16 protein-coding genes are annotated in these 15,803 nt (G+C 53.8%); all 16 read right to left on the bottom strand.

The genetic code is table 11. The features are described from left to right. The 16 genes from B1748_RS18880 to atpB all read right to left on the bottom strand — a co-directional run bounded on the left by B1748_RS18880 (position 1) and on the right by atpB (position 15,802). A complete protein-coding gene (locus tag B1748_RS18880; RefSeq protein ID WP_087569481.1) occupies positions 1-759 on the bottom strand; it encodes an NADH-quinone oxidoreductase subunit C in 759 nt (252 codons plus the stop codon). After that, positions 756-1,274 carry a NuoB/complex I 20 kDa subunit family protein gene (locus tag B1748_RS18885; RefSeq protein WP_087569482.1) on the bottom strand — a complete coding sequence of 173 codons (519 nt, stop codon included), beginning with the start codon at positions 1,272-1,274 and terminating at the stop codon, positions 756-758. The genes B1748_RS18880 and B1748_RS18885 overlap by 4 nt, the downstream gene beginning before the upstream one ends. Continuing rightward, on the bottom strand, positions 1,265-1,630 hold the full coding sequence (locus B1748_RS18890; protein WP_087569483.1) for an NADH-quinone oxidoreductase subunit A: 366 nt from the start codon (positions 1,628-1,630) through the stop codon (positions 1,265-1,267). Before B1748_RS18890 ends, B1748_RS18885 begins: the two co-directional genes overlap by 10 nt. Before the next feature lie 313 nt (positions 1,631-1,943). Next, on the bottom strand, positions 1,944-3,095 hold the full coding sequence (locus tag B1748_RS18895; protein WP_087569484.1) for a GerAB/ArcD/ProY family transporter: 1,152 nt from the start codon (positions 3,093-3,095) through the stop codon (positions 1,944-1,946). Between the two features lie 2 nt (positions 3,096-3,097). Next, a complete protein-coding gene (locus B1748_RS18900) occupies positions 3,098-3,337 on the bottom strand; it encodes a hypothetical protein (protein WP_087569485.1) in 240 nt (79 codons plus the stop codon). A 9-nt stretch (positions 3,338-3,346) separates the two neighbouring features. Continuing rightward, complete coding sequence (locus B1748_RS18905) at positions 3,347-4,609, bottom strand: Ger(x)C family spore germination protein (RefSeq protein ID WP_087569486.1); 1,263 nt, start codon at positions 4,607-4,609, stop codon at positions 3,347-3,349. Further along, positions 4,606-6,270, bottom strand: coding sequence for a spore germination protein (locus B1748_RS18910; RefSeq protein ID WP_087569487.1), 1,665 nt, complete (start codon positions 6,268-6,270; stop codon positions 4,606-4,608). The genes B1748_RS18905 and B1748_RS18910 overlap by 4 nt, the downstream gene beginning before the upstream one ends. A gap of 194 nt (positions 6,271-6,464) precedes the next feature. Next, on the bottom strand, positions 6,465-8,693 hold the full coding sequence (locus B1748_RS18915) for a methyl-accepting chemotaxis protein (protein WP_087569488.1): 2,229 nt from the start codon (positions 8,691-8,693) through the stop codon (positions 6,465-6,467). A gap of 316 nt (positions 8,694-9,009) precedes the next feature. Then, positions 9,010-9,402, bottom strand: a complete 393-nt coding sequence (locus B1748_RS18920; RefSeq protein ID WP_087569489.1) for a F0F1 ATP synthase subunit epsilon — start codon at positions 9,400-9,402, stop codon at positions 9,010-9,012. 24 nt (positions 9,403-9,426) lie between these two features. Next, positions 9,427-10,830 carry a F0F1 ATP synthase subunit beta gene (gene atpD / locus B1748_RS18925; RefSeq protein WP_087569490.1) on the bottom strand — a complete coding sequence of 468 codons (1,404 nt, stop codon included), beginning with the start codon at positions 10,828-10,830 and terminating at the stop codon, positions 9,427-9,429. Between the two features lie 41 nt (positions 10,831-10,871). Then, positions 10,872-11,732, bottom strand: a complete 861-nt coding sequence (atpG, locus tag B1748_RS18930; RefSeq protein WP_087569491.1) for an ATP synthase F1 subunit gamma — start codon at positions 11,730-11,732, stop codon at positions 10,872-10,874. Between the two features lie 330 nt (positions 11,733-12,062). After that, complete coding sequence (gene atpA / locus B1748_RS18935; RefSeq protein WP_087569492.1) at positions 12,063-13,568, bottom strand: F0F1 ATP synthase subunit alpha; 1,506 nt, start codon at positions 13,566-13,568, stop codon at positions 12,063-12,065. Between the two features lie 25 nt (positions 13,569-13,593). Then, complete coding sequence (locus B1748_RS18940; RefSeq protein WP_087569493.1) at positions 13,594-14,133, bottom strand: F0F1 ATP synthase subunit delta; 540 nt, start codon at positions 14,131-14,133, stop codon at positions 13,594-13,596. Beyond that, positions 14,130-14,612 (bottom strand): F0F1 ATP synthase subunit B, encoded by a 483-nt coding sequence (gene atpF, locus B1748_RS18945; protein ID WP_087569494.1) that lies wholly within the window; start codon positions 14,610-14,612, stop codon positions 14,130-14,132. The genes B1748_RS18940 and atpF overlap by 4 nt, the downstream gene beginning before the upstream one ends. A gap of 87 nt (positions 14,613-14,699) precedes the next feature. Further along, entirely contained in the window at positions 14,700-14,912 is a 213-nt protein-coding gene (gene atpE, locus B1748_RS18950; protein WP_087569495.1) for a F0F1 ATP synthase subunit C, read from the bottom strand. 107 nt (positions 14,913-15,019) lie between these two features. Continuing rightward, on the bottom strand, positions 15,020-15,802 hold the full coding sequence (gene atpB, locus B1748_RS18955; protein WP_087569496.1) for a F0F1 ATP synthase subunit A: 783 nt from the start codon (positions 15,800-15,802) through the stop codon (positions 15,020-15,022). Position 15,803: the final 1 nt, after the last annotated feature.

Consider the following 15,803-nt stretch of genomic DNA (forward strand, 5'->3'; position numbering starts at 1 on the left):
CTACACCTCCGAATCCAGTGGTTCGTAGTCTTTGCGAAGCGGATGCCCTACCCATTCGTCCGGCATCATGATGCGCCTCATGTCGGGATGGCCGGGAAAGTCGATACCCAGCAGGTCATAGATTTCGCGTTCGTTCCATTCGGCCGATCTCCATACCGGCGTTGCGGAAGGCACCGACGCTCCGTCCCGATCCGTTCGGATCTTGATAGCAACGACCCGTTTGCTTGCCAGGGATAACAGATGATAGACCACTTCCAGATGCGTCTCGTAATCGACGCCGGTAACATTGCGCAAATAATTGAAGCGCAGCTCGTCATGCTCCTTGAGCAGCAGAGCCGTCGCCGGCCAATGCCCGCTCTTGATCACAAGCGTGGGCATGTCGTCGTTCAGCTCGTTTAGATACGCCTCGTCCAGCGCATCGTCCGCCACTTCTCTGCGCACCACTGCCTGCAGCAGCTCGAGCTCCGGCAGCCGGATCGACGGCGGCTTGGGCACCTCCGCCTGGGAGTCGCCCTCCCCGCCTCCTGCGGACGTGCCGCCTTCCGCCTGCGCCTTGGCAGCTGCTCTAGCGGCGCGCGCCTCCGCGGCCGCCTTCAGCTTCGCCTCGCGCTCCGGATCGACGGCTGGCCCCGACGTCGGTTCGGCTCCCGCCGTTTCCACGCCAGCTTGGCCGGGCTGGGCTTCCACCTTCACGTCCGCCGCGTCGGCCTCGCTTGCCTCGTCCTGTGCTCCGGGCTCCTTTTTCTCCTCCTCGCTCATCGGCCGGTCACCTGCTTTCCGGTTTTGGCTTCGTAGCGAATTTTTTCCTGCAGCTTGTTGATGCCATAGATCAGCGCCGCCGGATTAGGCGGACAGCCCGGTATATAGACGTCGACGGGGACGATCTGGTCCACGCCCTTAATGACGGCGTAGGACTTCACGTAGGGCCCTCCCGCGGTCGCGCAGGAACCCATCGCGATAACCCACTTGGGCTCCGGCATCTGGTCGTACAGGCGGCGCAGCAGCGGTCCCATCTTCTTTGTCACGGTGCCCGAGACGATCATGACGTCAGACTGCCGCGGCGACGTGCGGAACATGACGCCGAATCGGTCAAGATCGTAATGAGAGGCTCCCGTCCCCATCATTTCAATGGCGCAGCAGGCAAGTCCGAAGGTCATCGGCCACAGCGAATTGCTGCGCGCCCAAGCCTTGAGGCTTTCCAGCGTGCCCATGAATACATTGCGTTCCAACTCCTTGCGTTCTTCCAGACTAATCGATTCCAGGCTCAAGTCCATTTAAGCACCCTCTTCTTCCATGCGTATAGGAGTCCAATGAGCAGCATGCCGGCGAAAATGACCATTTCGATCAGAACAAAAAGGCCGAGCTTATTGTATGCAACGGCCCAAGGATATAAGAAAACGGTTTCCACATCAAAGATGACAAACATAAGCGCAAACATATAATACCGGATGTTGAATCTAACCTGACCTTCGCCTACGGGCTCGTTGCCGCTCTCGTACGTGGAGCTCTTCGGTTCCGTCGGCTTATGCGGCCGGAGCGCTCTGCCCAGCAGCAATGCGACGACGGGGAGCAGAATGCCCAGCACGACGAAGATCGCGACGACAACATAGTGATTGACGTAATTCTCCACAGGATCACCTCCGTCACAGGATGGTATGGGATCTGTTCGACTTGCCAGGAAAGTTGCCGCCCATTTTTCCTCACAATTATAACAAATGCTTCCACGACCGTCTATGAAAGAGAGTTCAAAAAGTTCGGTTCTCAGTACCGAGAAGATTGGATGAAGCTAGAACCTGAGGAGCGGAGCGTAGTGGAAGCTACGTGAGCACCGGAAGGTTCGGCTGAATTCAATAATCGATGTCGAGTAAGCTTCCAGAATTGCTTCGTAATGGGAAGCGGACTTTTTGAACAACCCTATGACGGAGTTGGGCTAGCTCGCGCCGCTACGCGTTCGGCTCATTGCTAGGGAATCTGCCGTCCTTGCGGCTTCGCTTGCGCATGAGCAGCGCCGCGAGCAGAAGCAGCAGAGGGACGAGCAGCCCTTGCATGACACTGTATACGGTCCATACATTCATGGCGAAGATGGTCGAATGTACGCCATTGCGGTAGATGATCAAGGATAGCGGAGCAATGAGCATGCAGAGCGGGAATACGAGCGGACGGTAGGCTCGCAGTCCAAGCACTTGCCCCAGCAGCACCGACAGAACGTAGACGCTTAGCGACAGTTTTACGAATACGGTGCCGATCCAGACGACGGCGAACAGGATCTCGACGCGAACAAGTATCTCTTCTATGTTTATGAGCTTCGCCATCTCATATACCGCAAACGGGCTTCGAGTTGTCTCGCCCGATCCCATGACGGCTATCAGCAAGAAAACGATCAGCGTCGTAATCGCTCCTGTCACCGCGACGGCGCCAAAAATCCCCCGGTTCAACTTCTCCCGCTCGCTCTCCTTAACCATGGGCAGAATCGCCGTCAAAAAGACGCATTCCGTCAAAGGGAAGCCCAGCACGGGATACATGCCTTTAAGCGGAGTGATCAAGCCGTTTGCAAGCACGGGCTCAAAAAACTCCATATGAACTTGGTTCATGAGCGACAGGGTGATGATAACTAGCACGAACAGACTCCATATGTACAAAATTTCTCCCGTGCGGGCGATCGTCTCGATGCCGAGAAACACGCCGTACAGGATAACGATCATAAATGTTCCGCTAATAAACCAGGTCGGCGTTTGCGGCAGCACCGTCTTGCTCATGAAGTCGACCATGTTCCGCAGCACCAAAGTGCTCAAGATGAAGAAAAAAAACACGAACGTTAGAGCGATAGACTTCCCGATCCATCTCCCGGCAATAAACTCCGCATATTGCGCGATCGTCATTCGGGGAAAGCGTCTCATCAATGCTAGATAGACGAGCACGATGGCATATTGAACCGGTACGATCAATAACATGGAAATCCAGCCGTCCTGTTTGGCGATGGTGACCGTCGCCGTCGGCACGATGAGCGCTGCGCTTCCCACCGAAAATAAATATAACAACTTGGATACCTGCCTGGACGTGATTTCGTTATTGACATAGCCAGACCTCATGGACATTGTTATCCCCCCTTTAACCACGCTACGATCGGCACGTAAATCGGCTCCAGCAGCATCGAGATCCAATCCGTCGGAAGACTGACCGGCAGATGCCTTGCAATGGCGATCTGCAGGGCGGCCGCTCCCCACAGGATAACGATCGCCCAGCTCGCCTCGCGGACTTGCCCCTTGTCCCGGTTTCGCCTCCAGATAAAGATCGTCACGGTGATCGCGCAAACGACTATGATGAGCACATGCAGCATGTCTTCACCTCATTCCGTTATGGCATCGGTTCTTGCCCCCATGGATTCCACATGGCTGATGCAATGAATTTCGTACTGGATTTGCGGAAAAATCGTCTTCCAGCGCGCCTTCATCTGCTTCCAGAGCGCGGGTTGGTCCCTGTAGATTTGCTCTCCCCATCCCAGCGCGTCGAGCTTGCGATCCATAAGCCAATCGACTGTCGATTTGATCTCCTTTTCGACTACGGCGTTGAGCTTCTCCTCCAGAGCGAGCAGCGTTTGCTCATCGTTAATGGACAAGCCCGGACAAGTAACTTCGTGCACGCTGGATTGCATCCGAATCTCCATCTTGACCGTCGGCCACTCGCTCTCGCCTTTGGGCTTCTCCGCCTTGACTTTCGTATCCGTGCGAATGACTTCCATTATGTAATGCCCCTTGCCGTTTGCGCACGGAAATTTCAAGACCGTGTTCTGCAGCTTGTTCAGCGACCATGTCAGTCCCTGCGACTGCTTCGGAGGCAAATAGCCGATCAGCCTGCCGCCGTCAAAGACCGCCATCGTCTTAAGCTCGGGCAGCACCTTTGGATTGATGCGGTCGACGATTTCCTTCGTACTGCCCGCCTCCGGGTCACCTTCCACCCCGACTGCAGGCACCGCAATCTGCTGCCCCTCCGACTTGGAGATTCGGGTAATATCGCGGACGAGGACGCTGTACAACTGCCCCTTCGCATTCTGATCCACCAGAATCGTCTCTTTGATCTGATTGGCCGGCACCGATTCCATCTGAGTTCGAATCTGCAGCAGCTTGGCCGCTTTAACGCCCCTTGCGATAACGACGCTGATATCGGTACGAATATCCGCATTGCGATCGATCAAGTCCATTAGCGGGAAGATGCCTTTCTTCGCCGTGGATTCATGGATGACCAGCAACTGGGTGTGCGAGAAGAACAGCCTGCGGGAAGTCTTCGCAGACATCTTGCGTATGGCCTCGAACACCGTGTCGCCCTTATCCGTCAATGTCATGACGGGACTACCGTTCCCGCCTCCGTCCCGCGATGTCGCGTTCTGCGGCAGAACGACCTGCACCGTCAACTCGTAGCGGAATTTGCCGCTGGGATCATCATCTACCCCAAGCGCGATGACGACGCCAAGCTTGTCCAAGTAACGAATATCCCAGCAGCCAGTCAGCGGTATCAGGACGGATGCGATAATCACTGTCAGCGCAAGCCGTTTGATTAGACGTATCGCCATACCCGACCATACTTTTCGCCACAGGGGAAGTCTCCGCTTCATTGCGATGGCTCCCTTCTCGGCTCGGCAGCAGAGTTGTCTCGTACTTGGTCGCGGTCACCTATCTGCTGCGGACGTTCCTTCATCATCCAGAGCGGTACGCGAAGCAGCGTATCCTTAAAGTCCTTCCAGTTGAACGGAGCAAACGGCTTCAGATAAGGAATGCCGAAGGAAGTCAAGTTGCTCATGTGCAGCAGAATGAGCAGCATGACGAGGGCAATACCATAGAAACCAAGGGTAGATGCCGCGATCAGCAGCAAGAAACGCAGCAGTCTGGCCGCGATGCCCAGGCTGTATATCGGCGCGACAAAGCTGGAGATGGCCGTAAAGGCCACCACAATAACGACTGCCGACGACACGATGCCCGCTTCAACGATCGATTGCCCGATAACGAGACCGCCGACGATCGAGATTGCGCTGCCCGCGGTGCTCGGCATTCGGAGCACGGCTTCACGCAAAATCTCGAACACCAGCTCCATGATAAAAGCTTCCAGATAGGCGGGGAAAGGCACGCCCTCCCGCTGTGCAGCCAGCTTAAGCAGCAGCTGGGTCGGAATCATCTCTTGATGGTAGCCGATAATGGCGACATAGATCGACGGCATGAGAAGGGCGATAAAGAACGAGGAGAATCGCAGCATGCGGAGAAACGTCGCCATCTGGTAGTTCTGATAATAATCCTCCGCAGCCTGAAAAAACATGTTCAGAGTCGACGGAACCACCAGTACGAAGGGCGTTCCATCGACGATAATAGCGACCCTTCCGTCCAGCAGATTGCTGGCTATGACATCCGGCCGCTCATGGCTGATGATGGTGGGGAAAGGAGTCCACTTCTGATCGGTGATCATCTCTTCGATATAACTGGATTCCAGGATGCCGTCGTTCTTAATATCCTTAATTCGACGCTTGAGGTCTTCGATCACGCTTTCATCAGCCAGCCCCTTGATATACATGATGGCGACCGGAGTCTGCGTAATTTCGCCGACCTTCATCTGCTCCATCCAAAGCTTCGGACTGCGAATCTTCCGACGAAGCAAAATCGTATTTACGCGAAGCGATTCCGTAAACCCTTCCCGGGGACCGCGGATCATCATCTCTGTCTTGGGTTCTTCTACCGAGCGCTTGGGTCCTCCGTAAACATTGCAGCCGATACCAGAGGGGGAGCCTTCGATAAAGACGAGGGCGTATCCTAGAAACAGCTTCTCAAACAAATCCTTAAACGTCTTGATTTCACAAATTAATCCGATGGCGATGAGATGACTCTTGATTCGGCCAAGAACAGGCTCTTCGGGCGAGTCCGCATTCGTCTGCCGAACTTGTTCCTTTAGCTGCTTTAACTGAGAAGGGAGCTCGGGATCCTGTTGAATCGTTTGAATCACGAACTTGTCCAATCGTTCATCTTCAATAAGTCCTTGAATATAGACAAGCGCAATATCCTTGTCCCCGTCCTTGCCTTGACGATCAGTCAAGTCCAAACCTCGTATGATCAGATCCGAACTCTCGCCCATCTCTTTTTTGATCTTGTCCAGCAGCTCGGTCAGTACCGGAACAACGGGCTGGTGCTCGTAATCTTTCATTTGTTCGTTCACGTGTTTGTCCGCGCTCGGCGAACGCCGTTCTTTCTTTTGGTCCTTGCCGGCTTTTTTTGACATATACATCCCGAACATGGCGGGCCCCTCCCTTCTTCCGGTCGTGTTATTTATTAGGATGACTCATCCATGGTAAAACTATGTATCTCGGGCATCATCTGCCTCTGCCCGAGAATCAGCCGTACGCGAACGCAAACAAGCCGCCCGGAAGACGCGTTTGCGTCGACCGTGCGGCTTTGCCATTATAATCTCCAGAATATAACCGAATCCCCTTATCTAACGCGCGTTTCCGTCAGCTTGAACTGCCCGACCAATTGATGCATCAGCGACGTAATGGATTCAACGTGCTGCGAGGTTTGCTGCACGTTGTTCATCTCGCCGATCAGCTCCTGCACGCGCCCTTCCACCTCGGCGGACACCTTCCGGTTCTGGCGGCTGACGAGCGCGATGTTCTCCAGCAGCTGTACGACTTCTTCAACGACTGCCGACTTGTGCGCATCCCTGCCCCCGACCTCGTTTAAGGTGCCGATTGCTGCAGCCACGAGCTGATTGCCCTCTTCGACGACCCTCGTGCCTTCTTCCATGGACGCGAAAGCCTTCTTCGCCTCGGCGTAGATGTTGTGCGTGATGGAGTGGACTTCTTCCGTCGATTCTTTGGTCATCGTAGCCAGCTTCCGGATTTCGTTCGCGACGACCGCGAAGCCCCGCCCTTGCTCTCCCACCCTCGCCGCCTCGATGGAGGCGTTCAGCGCAAGCAGATTCGTCTGGGACGAAATCTGTTCAATTACCTTCAGCACATTCTGAATTTCCTGCACCGTATCCATGAACGTATGAATCGTTGAGTTCGTCTCCCCGACCTTCTCGGAGATATGTTTCATCTTGTCGCCGATCCGATCGACCTCGGACTGTGCCACCTTAATCTGGCGCCCGGCCTCCTCTTCCATGAGGAGGAGCGTGTCCCTCATCGTGTCGGCCGATTCCTTTGCCATGTCGATGTCCTTGAGCTGAAGCCGGATGCTGCCGATCATATTCGAGACTTGGCTGCTAACCCGTCCGGTCGAGCTTGTCGTAATCGCAGCGGATTCATGAAGCGTCCGTTGGCTTGTCGTAACGTCCGAGGCCGCGAGCTTCACCTGCAGCATGATACCTTCCAGAGAATCCATCATGTTATTCAGCCACTTCGCGATATCCTTCAGCTCGTCGTTATCGAATCCTTGAAGCGGCAGCCGCTGGGTCAGGTCTCCCTTGCCCTCTGCATTCATCCGGATAAATCGCGTTAATGAACGCATATGATGCACGACGCGGTTCTCCTCTTTGCGCTTGAATGCGCCGATCACGATGAGACCGAACAACAGATTGAAGCCTCCGGCCGCAGCCACGATTATCCAAGGAGCGGCCGCGCTCGCGATCATCCAGATTAATGCCGCAGTCAACAAGCTGGCTGCTGCCGTTGCGAACAGATGTAGTCTACGCTGCCTCCACCCGATGCTTCGAAGCCGGTACACTTCCTCCAGATCGCCTTCGCACATCATCCCCCACTTGTCCGGACAATGCGGGAGCTGGAAGGTTACACCCTTGCCGATTACGGGAATATGCCGATAGTCCGAATAACCGGGGAACTCCACGAATAGATTGCTGCCGTTGCGGATCGTGTTCGATACCCCTGGATGCAGCTCGCCGGTCGCGGGATCGGTGAACAGGAGCTCCAGCTCGGTATGTTCTCTTACGGTTACCGTGCCCCATTCCGTCATTACACCATCCTTCAAGTTCTCCCCATGCGTAAAAGTTCGATCCTCGAACCGGCTTCGCGACAACGCAGTCCCGGGCTTGATCTGCTTGTTCAGACCTGGCTCCGCCATAAACAGATAGTTGTCTCCGGAGTCGGGATAGATATGGCCGGATTCCCGCTGAATCAAGTCTCCGATGACGTCGTTCGGCACACGGCCGCATAAAGTGCCAAGCAGCTTGCCGCCGCTTGTAATCGGCAGCATGAACAGCAGCGTCATCGCATCGTGGAAGGAAGACGAACGCGGTCCGATGGACTTCGTCAACTCGTCATGGTAAGGCCCGAACAAACAATTTTTCGCCACGCTGCCGGCCTGAGCGCTGTAAGCCAGTCCGGCATGGATCAGGCTGTCTATCCCATATGCCGTTCCCAGATGAGCTCTGTGCGTGGTTGCAACAACCTTCCGCTCAGCGTCCAGCAAGAAGATCTCCGTCATATCGATCGCTCGGGCGAATGCGACTTCAAGCTGCGTGTTTACCTTGTCCAGAGATTCATTGATTTGCAGCTGCGTTATATCCCCTTGCCATACCTCTTGAATGGAGGCTCCAAGTCTCTCCAGCTGGCGCCATTCATCCTCTGCCCAGTTCATGAGCAATTCCTTGCGAGTCTCTGCGAATCCTTCGAACGTTTGCTCGACATCCTCTTTAATATCCTTGTTCAGTCGCCACGAAATCCACAGCGGGAATCCCGTCTTTGCTCCAAGCCAGTCAAACATGCGTAACTCCCCCGATCCTTATCCACTGTTTCCCTTTCGATGTTAACTATATTAACATACAAGAATCGACATTTGGATAACTTTATATCGGGCAATGACAAATATCTTCAAAATAATTATAATTCTATTATTTTTGATATTTAAAATATCATATTTGAGTTTTTTGGTCATTTTATTTTATCTTTTTAATCAAAATAGGTATATGCAACTAAATTTATGTTAGGTTTCGGGCCTGTCTCGCATCGAATTGCCTAGTTGTGGTCAAAAAAAGAACGAAGCAGAGTCAATCCCTGCTTCGTTCTCGTTCAATCCTGTATTATCTGCCCACGCTCAGACGGTTCAGCGCGCGTTGCAGCGCCAATTCCGCTCGGTGGTAGTCGATTTGTTCGCGCTTGGCCAAACGTTCTTCGGCACGCTTTTTAGCGGCTTCGGCACGTCTCACGTCGATGTCTCTCGCGAGCTCGGCGCTTTCCGCCAGGATGACAACTTTGTCTTTGCGCACTTCGATGAAACCGCCGTTCACGGCAATGATGTCAACTACGCCGCCGCGCTTGATTGTAACAGGCGCGATGCGAAGCGGAGTCACGAGCGGAATGTGGTTAGGCAGTATGCCTAACTCGCCTTCCACTCCTTTCACGCTCACCATGTTCGCGGTTTCTTCGTATACTTTGCGCTCGGGCGTCACGATTTCTACCAAAAAGGTACTCATATGGACTCCTCCCGCCTGCCGCTATTAAAGCGTTTCGGCTTTCTTCACGGCGTCTTCAATGACACCTACATAACGGAACGCTTCTTCCGGCAGAGAATCATGTTTGCCTTCAAGGATTTCCTTGAAGCTGCGTACGGATTCATTAACAGGAACGTAAATGCCTTTGTTACCCGTAAATGGCTCGGCAACGTGGAACGGCTGGGACAGGAACAATTGGATGCGGCGAGCGCGGCCAACCGTGATTTTGTCTTCCTCGCTCAACTCGTCCATGCCGAGGATCGCGATGATATCTTGAAGCTCCTTATAGCGCTGAAGAATTTTCTTAACGCCTTGAGCAACGTTGTAGTGCTCTTCGCCCAGAACTTCAGGCGACAGGATACGGGACGAGGACGCCAGCGGATCAACCGCGGGGAAGATCCCCATCTCGGAAATTTTACGCTCCAGGTTCGTCGTTGCGTCCAAGTGGGCAAACGCCGTGGCAGGAGCCGGATCCGTGTAATCGTCCGCAGGAACGTAGATCGCTTGGATCGATGTAACGGAACCTTTTTTCGTCGATGTGATACGCTCTTGCAGCTGACCCATCTCGGTTGCCAGCGTTGGCTGGTAACCTACCGCGGATGGCATACGTCCCAGAAGGGCCGAAACCTCGGAGCCCGCTTGCGTGAAGCGGAAGATGTTGTCGACGAACAGAAGAACGTCGCGGCCTTCTTCGTCGCGGAAGAACTCGGCCATTGTCAGACCCGTCAAGGCAACGCGCGCGCGCGCTCCCGGCGGCTCGTTCATTTGTCCGAATACCATCGCCGTCTTGCTGAGAACGCCGGAGTCTTTCATCTCGTGGTACAAGTCGTTGCCTTCGCGCGTCCGCTCGCCTACGCCGGCGAATACGGAGATACCGCCGTGCTCTTGCGCGATGTTGTTGATCAGCTCTTGGATCGTTACCGTCTTGCCTACGCCGGCGCCGCCGAACAGGCCGATCTTGCCGCCTTTGGTGTAAGGAGCAAGCAAGTCGATAACTTTAATGCCCGTCTCGAGAATTTCCGCTTGCGTGGACAATTCGTCGAATTTCGGAGCCTCGCGGTGAATCGGAAGATTAACTTCGGATGTTACGTCGCCAGCCTCGTCGATCGGCTCGCCAAGTACGTTGAATACGCGACCCAGAGTCGGAGCGCCTACCGGAATCGTGATCGGAGCGCCGGAATCGACGGCCTCCATGCCGCGAACCAGACCGTCCGTCGTGCTCATCGCGATAGCGCGAACCATGTTGTCGCCAAGGTGAACGGCAACTTCAAGCGTAAGGTTAATGTCGATTCCGCCGTTTGTTGCTTTTTGGGCGATCTTAACCGCGTTCAGAATCTCCGGCAGATTGCCGCGTTCGAACTCAAGGTCGACGACCGGACCCATGACGGATACAACGCGTCCTTTTTTCATTGCTTTCCCTCCTGCTTCCTTCGGTATATGCGAATTATCTTTTAAGATTGTGCGTTAGCTCCCGCAACGATCTCGGAAATTTCTTGCGTGATCGCCGCTTGACGCGCGCGGTTGTACGTTAGTGTCAACTGGCTGATCATCTTCGTCGCGTTTTTCGTCGCACTGCCCATGGCGGTCATACGCGCGCCGAACTCGGACGCTTTGCCGTCCAGCACCGCGCTGTAGATCAGCGTCTCGGCGAACTTCGGCAGAAGCACTTCCAATACGCCTTCCGGCGACGGCTCGTATTCGTAGGTCGATACCTTCGTACCTTCGCTAATCTCCTCGAGAGGAAGCAAGCGCGTTTCCGTCGGAATCTGCGAGATCGCATTGACGAATTTATTGTAGTACAGGTAAAGCTCGTCATACGACCCGTCCGCAAACATCTTGACGGCCGACGACGATACCGACTTAATGTCGGCGAACGTCGGGGAATCCGCCAATCCGATTACCTCTTCAACGATTGGCATATTGCGGCGACGGAAGTAGTCGCGGCCTTTGCGCCCGATGACGAACAACGCATATTCGTCCGCGGATTTATGCTTTTGTTGAATGGTCTGAGTCACTTTACGCAAGATATTCGCATTGTAACCGCCAGCCAGACCACGGTCGGAGGTGATAACGAGATAGCCCGTCTTCTTAATCTCGCGGGTTTCCAGCATCGGGTGTTTGACGTCCTTCGTACCAGCCGCAATGCTGGCTACGACTTCCTTCAGCTTGTCCGCGTAAGGACGGGACGCCAGCGCTGCCTGTTGAGCTCTTCTGAGCCTGGAGGCTGCGACCATCTCCATCGCCTTCGTGATCTGCTTCATGTTCTGTTTGCTCTTGATCTCGCGTTTAATATCGCGCATGTTTGTTGCCACTTGGTTTCACCCGCCTTCATGTGCCCCTAATCGGTCCGGGGCGTGGTAAGGGCCTACGCCCGGACCTAATTGTTAAGTCCGAGCGCAGGAGGATCTATTTAACTACCTCTCATAATGAGGTTCAAAAAGTTCGGTTTCCAGCACCGAGAAGATTGAAGGCAGGTAGAAAATGAGGAGCGGAGCATAGCAGCGCTATGTGAGCACCTACAATGTTTCCGAAGGAAACATACTTCGTAAGCATATGCTTAGTTTCGCCTGCATTCAATATTCGATGTCGACTATGCCTCTTGGCATACTTCGTGATGGGAAGCGGACTTTTTGAATTTCCTCTTAAGCAAAGCTTTTTTTGAAGGCTTGGATCGCTGCCACGAGAGCTTTCTCGTTGTCCGCAACAAGGTCTTTCGTGTCGCGGATGGAAGCGCCGATCTCCGGATGATTGGAATCCAGGAATGCCAGGAATTCGCGCTCGAAGCGGCCGATATTCTCGATCGCAATGTCATCCAGATGGCCTTTAACAGCTGTGTAGATGGACATAACTTGTTTCTCGACAGGCATAGGCACGTTAACGCCTTGCTTGAGAATCTCCATCGTACGCGCACCGCGGTTCAGACGGGCAAGCGTCGATTTGTCGAGGTCGGAGCCGAATTGCGCGAACGCTTGAAGTTCGCGGTATGCCGCAAGGTCCAGACGAAGCGTACCGGCAACCTTTTTCATCGCTTTGATCTGAGCCGATCCGCCTACGCGGGATACGGAGATACCAACGTTAACCGCTGGACGTTGACCGGAGTAGAACAGGTCGGACTCCAGGAAGATCTGTCCGTCGGTAATCGAGATTACGTTCGTAGGAATGTAAGCCGATACGTCGGAAGCTTGGGTCTCGATGAACGGAAGCGCCGTGATGGAGCCGCCGCCCAGCTTGTCGCTGAGCTTCGCAGCGCGTTCCAGCAAGCGGGAATGCAAGTAGAAGACGTCGCCCGGATAAGCCTCGCGGCCCGGAGGACGGCGAAGCAGCAAGGAAAGCTCGCGGTATGCAGCTGCTTGCTTCGACAAGTCATCGTATACGATCAGGACGTGCTCGCCTTTATACATGAAGTACTCGGCCATGGATACGCCTGCGTATGGAGCCAGGAACAGAAGCGGAGCAGGCTCGGAAGCGCTCGCCGTTACGACGATCGTGTAGTCCATAGCGCCATGGCGGCGAAGGGTTTCCACAACGTTTGCAACAGTGGATTGTTTTTGTCCGATGGCAACGTAGATACATTTGACGCCGTTGCCCTTCTGGTTGATGATCGCGTCGATCGCGATCGCCGTTTTACCCGTTTGACGGTCGCCGATGATAAGCTCGCGTTGGCCGCGGCCGATCGGAACCATCGCGTCGATCGCTTTGATGCCCGTTTGCATAGGCTCATGAACGGATTTACGGTCGATAACGCCCGGTGCAGGGGATTCGATCGCGCGTGTATGAGTTGTGTTCGTAGGTCCTTTGCCGTCCAGCGGTTGACCCAGCGGGTTAACGACGCGGCCCAGCAGCTCGTCGCCTACGGGAACCTCCATGATACGGCCCGTACGCTTCACTTGGTCGCCTTCGCGGATATCCGTGTAAGGACCGAGGATAACGACGCCGACATTGGACTCCTCCAGGTTGAGGGCCATGCCGACTACGCCGTTCGCGAATTCGAGCAGCTCGCCTTGCATCGCGTTCTCAAGGCCGTGTACGCGGGCGATACCGTCACCGACGTTGATGACCGTGCCGACATCCACGACTTGAATCTCGGATTTATATTGTTCGATCTGTTGTTTAATCAGCGTGCTGATTTCATCAGGTCTGATACTCAATTCGTTCACCCCTATCTACAGTGCTTTAGAATTTAAACGTTTTTTGTAAACGATCCAGCTTGCCGGACAGGCTTCCGTCGTACAGGCGGTCGCCGATGCGAACCTGGATGCCGCCGAGCAGCGATGGATCGACCGATTGCTCAGCTATGATCTTTTTGCCCGTGATGGAGCCGAATTCGGCCACGACGCCGGCAAGCTCCGCTTCGGACAGTTCGCGAGCGGCATATACCGTCGCATGGGCTTGTCCGAGCACTTCGCCCGCGATCTTAACGAACGCTTCGTGTACGTTCGCAATGATGGACTGGCGTCCACGGGATATCATAAGTTGAAGCGTATTAAGGACCAGCACCGAGATGCGGTCGCCAAATGCAGACTTCAATACCGCAAGTTTGGCTGCGGGATCCACGCTCGGCAAAGAAAGAAACTTGCCGATTTGCTCATCCTGCTTCAGAGCGTCGGCGATCAGCTTTAGCTGCGCTTCCACTTCCGAAACGACGCCTTCGGCGGAAGCGAGCTCAAACAACGCTTTAGCGTAGCGCTTCGCTACGACCGTGTCGCGGCTCATTTGCTTCCTACCTCTTTCAGGTATTGGTTAACGATCTGCTCTTGCGACTTCTCGTCAACCTGCTTTTCGATAATCTTCGACGCGATTTGCACGGAGATGCCGCCCACTTCGGAACGAAGCGCAGCGATCGCCTTGTTTTTCTCGCTTTCGATATCTTTTAGCGCGTTATCCTTCAGTCTGTCAGCCTCGGCCTTCGCGGACTGAACGATGTCATCCGCTTGCTTCGTGCTTGTCGTTCTGGCCTGCTCCAGAATCGCGTAGGCTTCCTGCCTAGCTTGATCCAATGCAGCCTTTTGCTCCGCCATCGAAGCTTCGGCCTGTTTACGGCTGGACTCCGCGGAATTCATTTGCTCTAGGATGAGCTGTCTGCGTTTCTCCATAATCCCGAACAACGGACCAAACGCCCACTTATTCAAAGCCCAATACAATATAAGAAAAGCCGCAATCGTAATTATTGTATTAGTGTAAACGAAACTCATAGCCGCACTCCTTCCTGTTTCATAAAGGTTCTGTGGTCAAAACAAAGGCGAAGAGGGCTAGGCCTTCCCCGCCGGGTACGATTCTTATTAGCTGAAGAACGCCAAGAAACCGATAACTACGCCGATGATTGGAACAACTTCGACGATACCGGCACCGATAAACATAGTTGTTTGAAGCGCCGATTTTTGTTCTGGCTGACGAGCGATACCTTCAACCGTTTTACTTACGATCATACCGTTACCAATACCTGCGCCGATCGCGCCCAAACCAACTGCAATTGCTGCTGCCAATACTTCCATTTGAAAAATCCTCCTCGTTTTGGGTAGTCATATTTGTTCATGTATATATAACCTTGGATTACAGAACGGGTGTTGCCGCATTCCAAAGCTTGTTGCTCTTGCCGCCGTTAATGCTTGGCTGCCGCTTCGACATGTTCATCATCATCATGAACAGTCGCTTGCGAGATATAAACCATGGTAAGAACCGTGAACAGGAACGCTTGAATGGCGCCGACGAAAATACTGAAGCCTTGCCAAGCGATCATGAACGGAATACCCGCGAATCCCATCATCAAGATGGTCGAAATAAGAACCTCGCCTGCATAAATGTTGGCGTAAAGACGAAGTGCCAGCGTAAGCGGCTTAGCGATTGTCTCGATAATGTTGACTGGGAAGAACACCGGATACGGGTGGAGATAATGGTGCAGGTAATGCTTTCTATTCAGTTTCAGACCCAGGAAATGGACGAGCACGAACACAACAATCGCGAGGCCCGCCGTTACGGCCAAATCGGCTGTAGGCGATTTCCACCAAGCGATGTGGGCAGCGCCTCCATGACTGTCAAGATACGCCTGATCGATCCCTAGCCATTTGATAGGTTCATGGGCATCCGTTACCACCATGAACGGCAATCCCAACAAGTTAGAGATCAAAATGAACATGATCAGGGTCATGCCTAACGCCAAATAAGGTCTGACTTTGTGAACCGGCATTGAACTTGCGATCGTGGAGTGCATGAAGTCGGTAACCCATTCCATAAAATTTTGCATTTTGGTTGGCTTGTCCACCGACAAATTACGAACTGCCAATCTTGCAACAATGAAGGTGATCACGCAAGAGACAAGAATCGCGATGATCGCCGACAAATCGAAGTCCAAGCCAAAAACGTTCACGATAGGAAATAAATGCATA

Source organism: Paenibacillus sp. MY03 (genome assembly GCF_002165585.1).
In the GTDB taxonomy this organism is placed as follows: Bacteria; Bacillota; Bacilli; order Paenibacillales; family Paenibacillaceae; genus Pristimantibacillus; species Pristimantibacillus agaridevorans.

Excerpts from the sequence above, each read along its gene's own strand:
- atpD (WP_087569490.1), bottom strand. The coding sequence starts at position 10,830 with ATGAAAAAAGGACGCGTTGTATCCGTCATGGGTCCGGTCGTCGACCTT.
- B1748_RS18885 (WP_087569482.1), bottom strand. The coding sequence starts at position 1,274 with ATGGACTTGAGCCTGGAATCGATTAGTCTGGAAGAACGCAAGGAGTTG.
- B1748_RS18910 (WP_087569487.1), bottom strand. The coding sequence starts at position 6,270 with ATGTTCGGGATGTATATGTCAAAAAAAGCCGGCAAGGACCAAAAGAAA.
- B1748_RS18905 (WP_087569486.1), bottom strand. The coding sequence starts at position 4,609 with ATGAAGCGGAGACTTCCCCTGTGGCGAAAAGTATGGTCGGGTATGGCG.
- atpF (WP_087569494.1), bottom strand. The coding sequence starts at position 14,612 with ATGAGTTTCGTTTACACTAATACAATAATTACGATTGCGGCTTTTCTT.
- B1748_RS18880 (WP_087569481.1), bottom strand. The coding sequence starts at position 759 with ATGAGCGAGGAGGAGAAAAAGGAGCCCGGAGCACAGGACGAGGCAAGC.
- atpE (WP_087569495.1), bottom strand. The coding sequence starts at position 14,912 with ATGGAAGTATTGGCAGCAGCAATTGCAGTTGGTTTGGGCGCGATCGGC.
- B1748_RS18920 (WP_087569489.1), bottom strand. The coding sequence starts at position 9,402 with ATGAGTACCTTTTTGGTAGAAATCGTGACGCCCGAGCGCAAAGTATAC.
- B1748_RS18940 (WP_087569493.1), bottom strand. The coding sequence starts at position 14,133 with ATGAGCCGCGACACGGTCGTAGCGAAGCGCTACGCTAAAGCGTTGTTT.
- atpB (WP_087569496.1), bottom strand. The coding sequence starts at position 15,802 with ATGCATTTATTTCCTATCGTGAACGTTTTTGGCTTGGACTTCGATTTG.
- B1748_RS18900 (WP_087569485.1), bottom strand. The coding sequence starts at position 3,337 with ATGCTGCATGTGCTCATCATAGTCGTTTGCGCGATCACCGTGACGATC.
- B1748_RS18895 (WP_087569484.1), bottom strand. The coding sequence starts at position 3,095 with ATGTCCATGAGGTCTGGCTATGTCAATAACGAAATCACGTCCAGGCAG.
- B1748_RS18915 (WP_087569488.1), bottom strand. The coding sequence starts at position 8,693 with ATGTTTGACTGGCTTGGAGCAAAGACGGGATTCCCGCTGTGGATTTCG.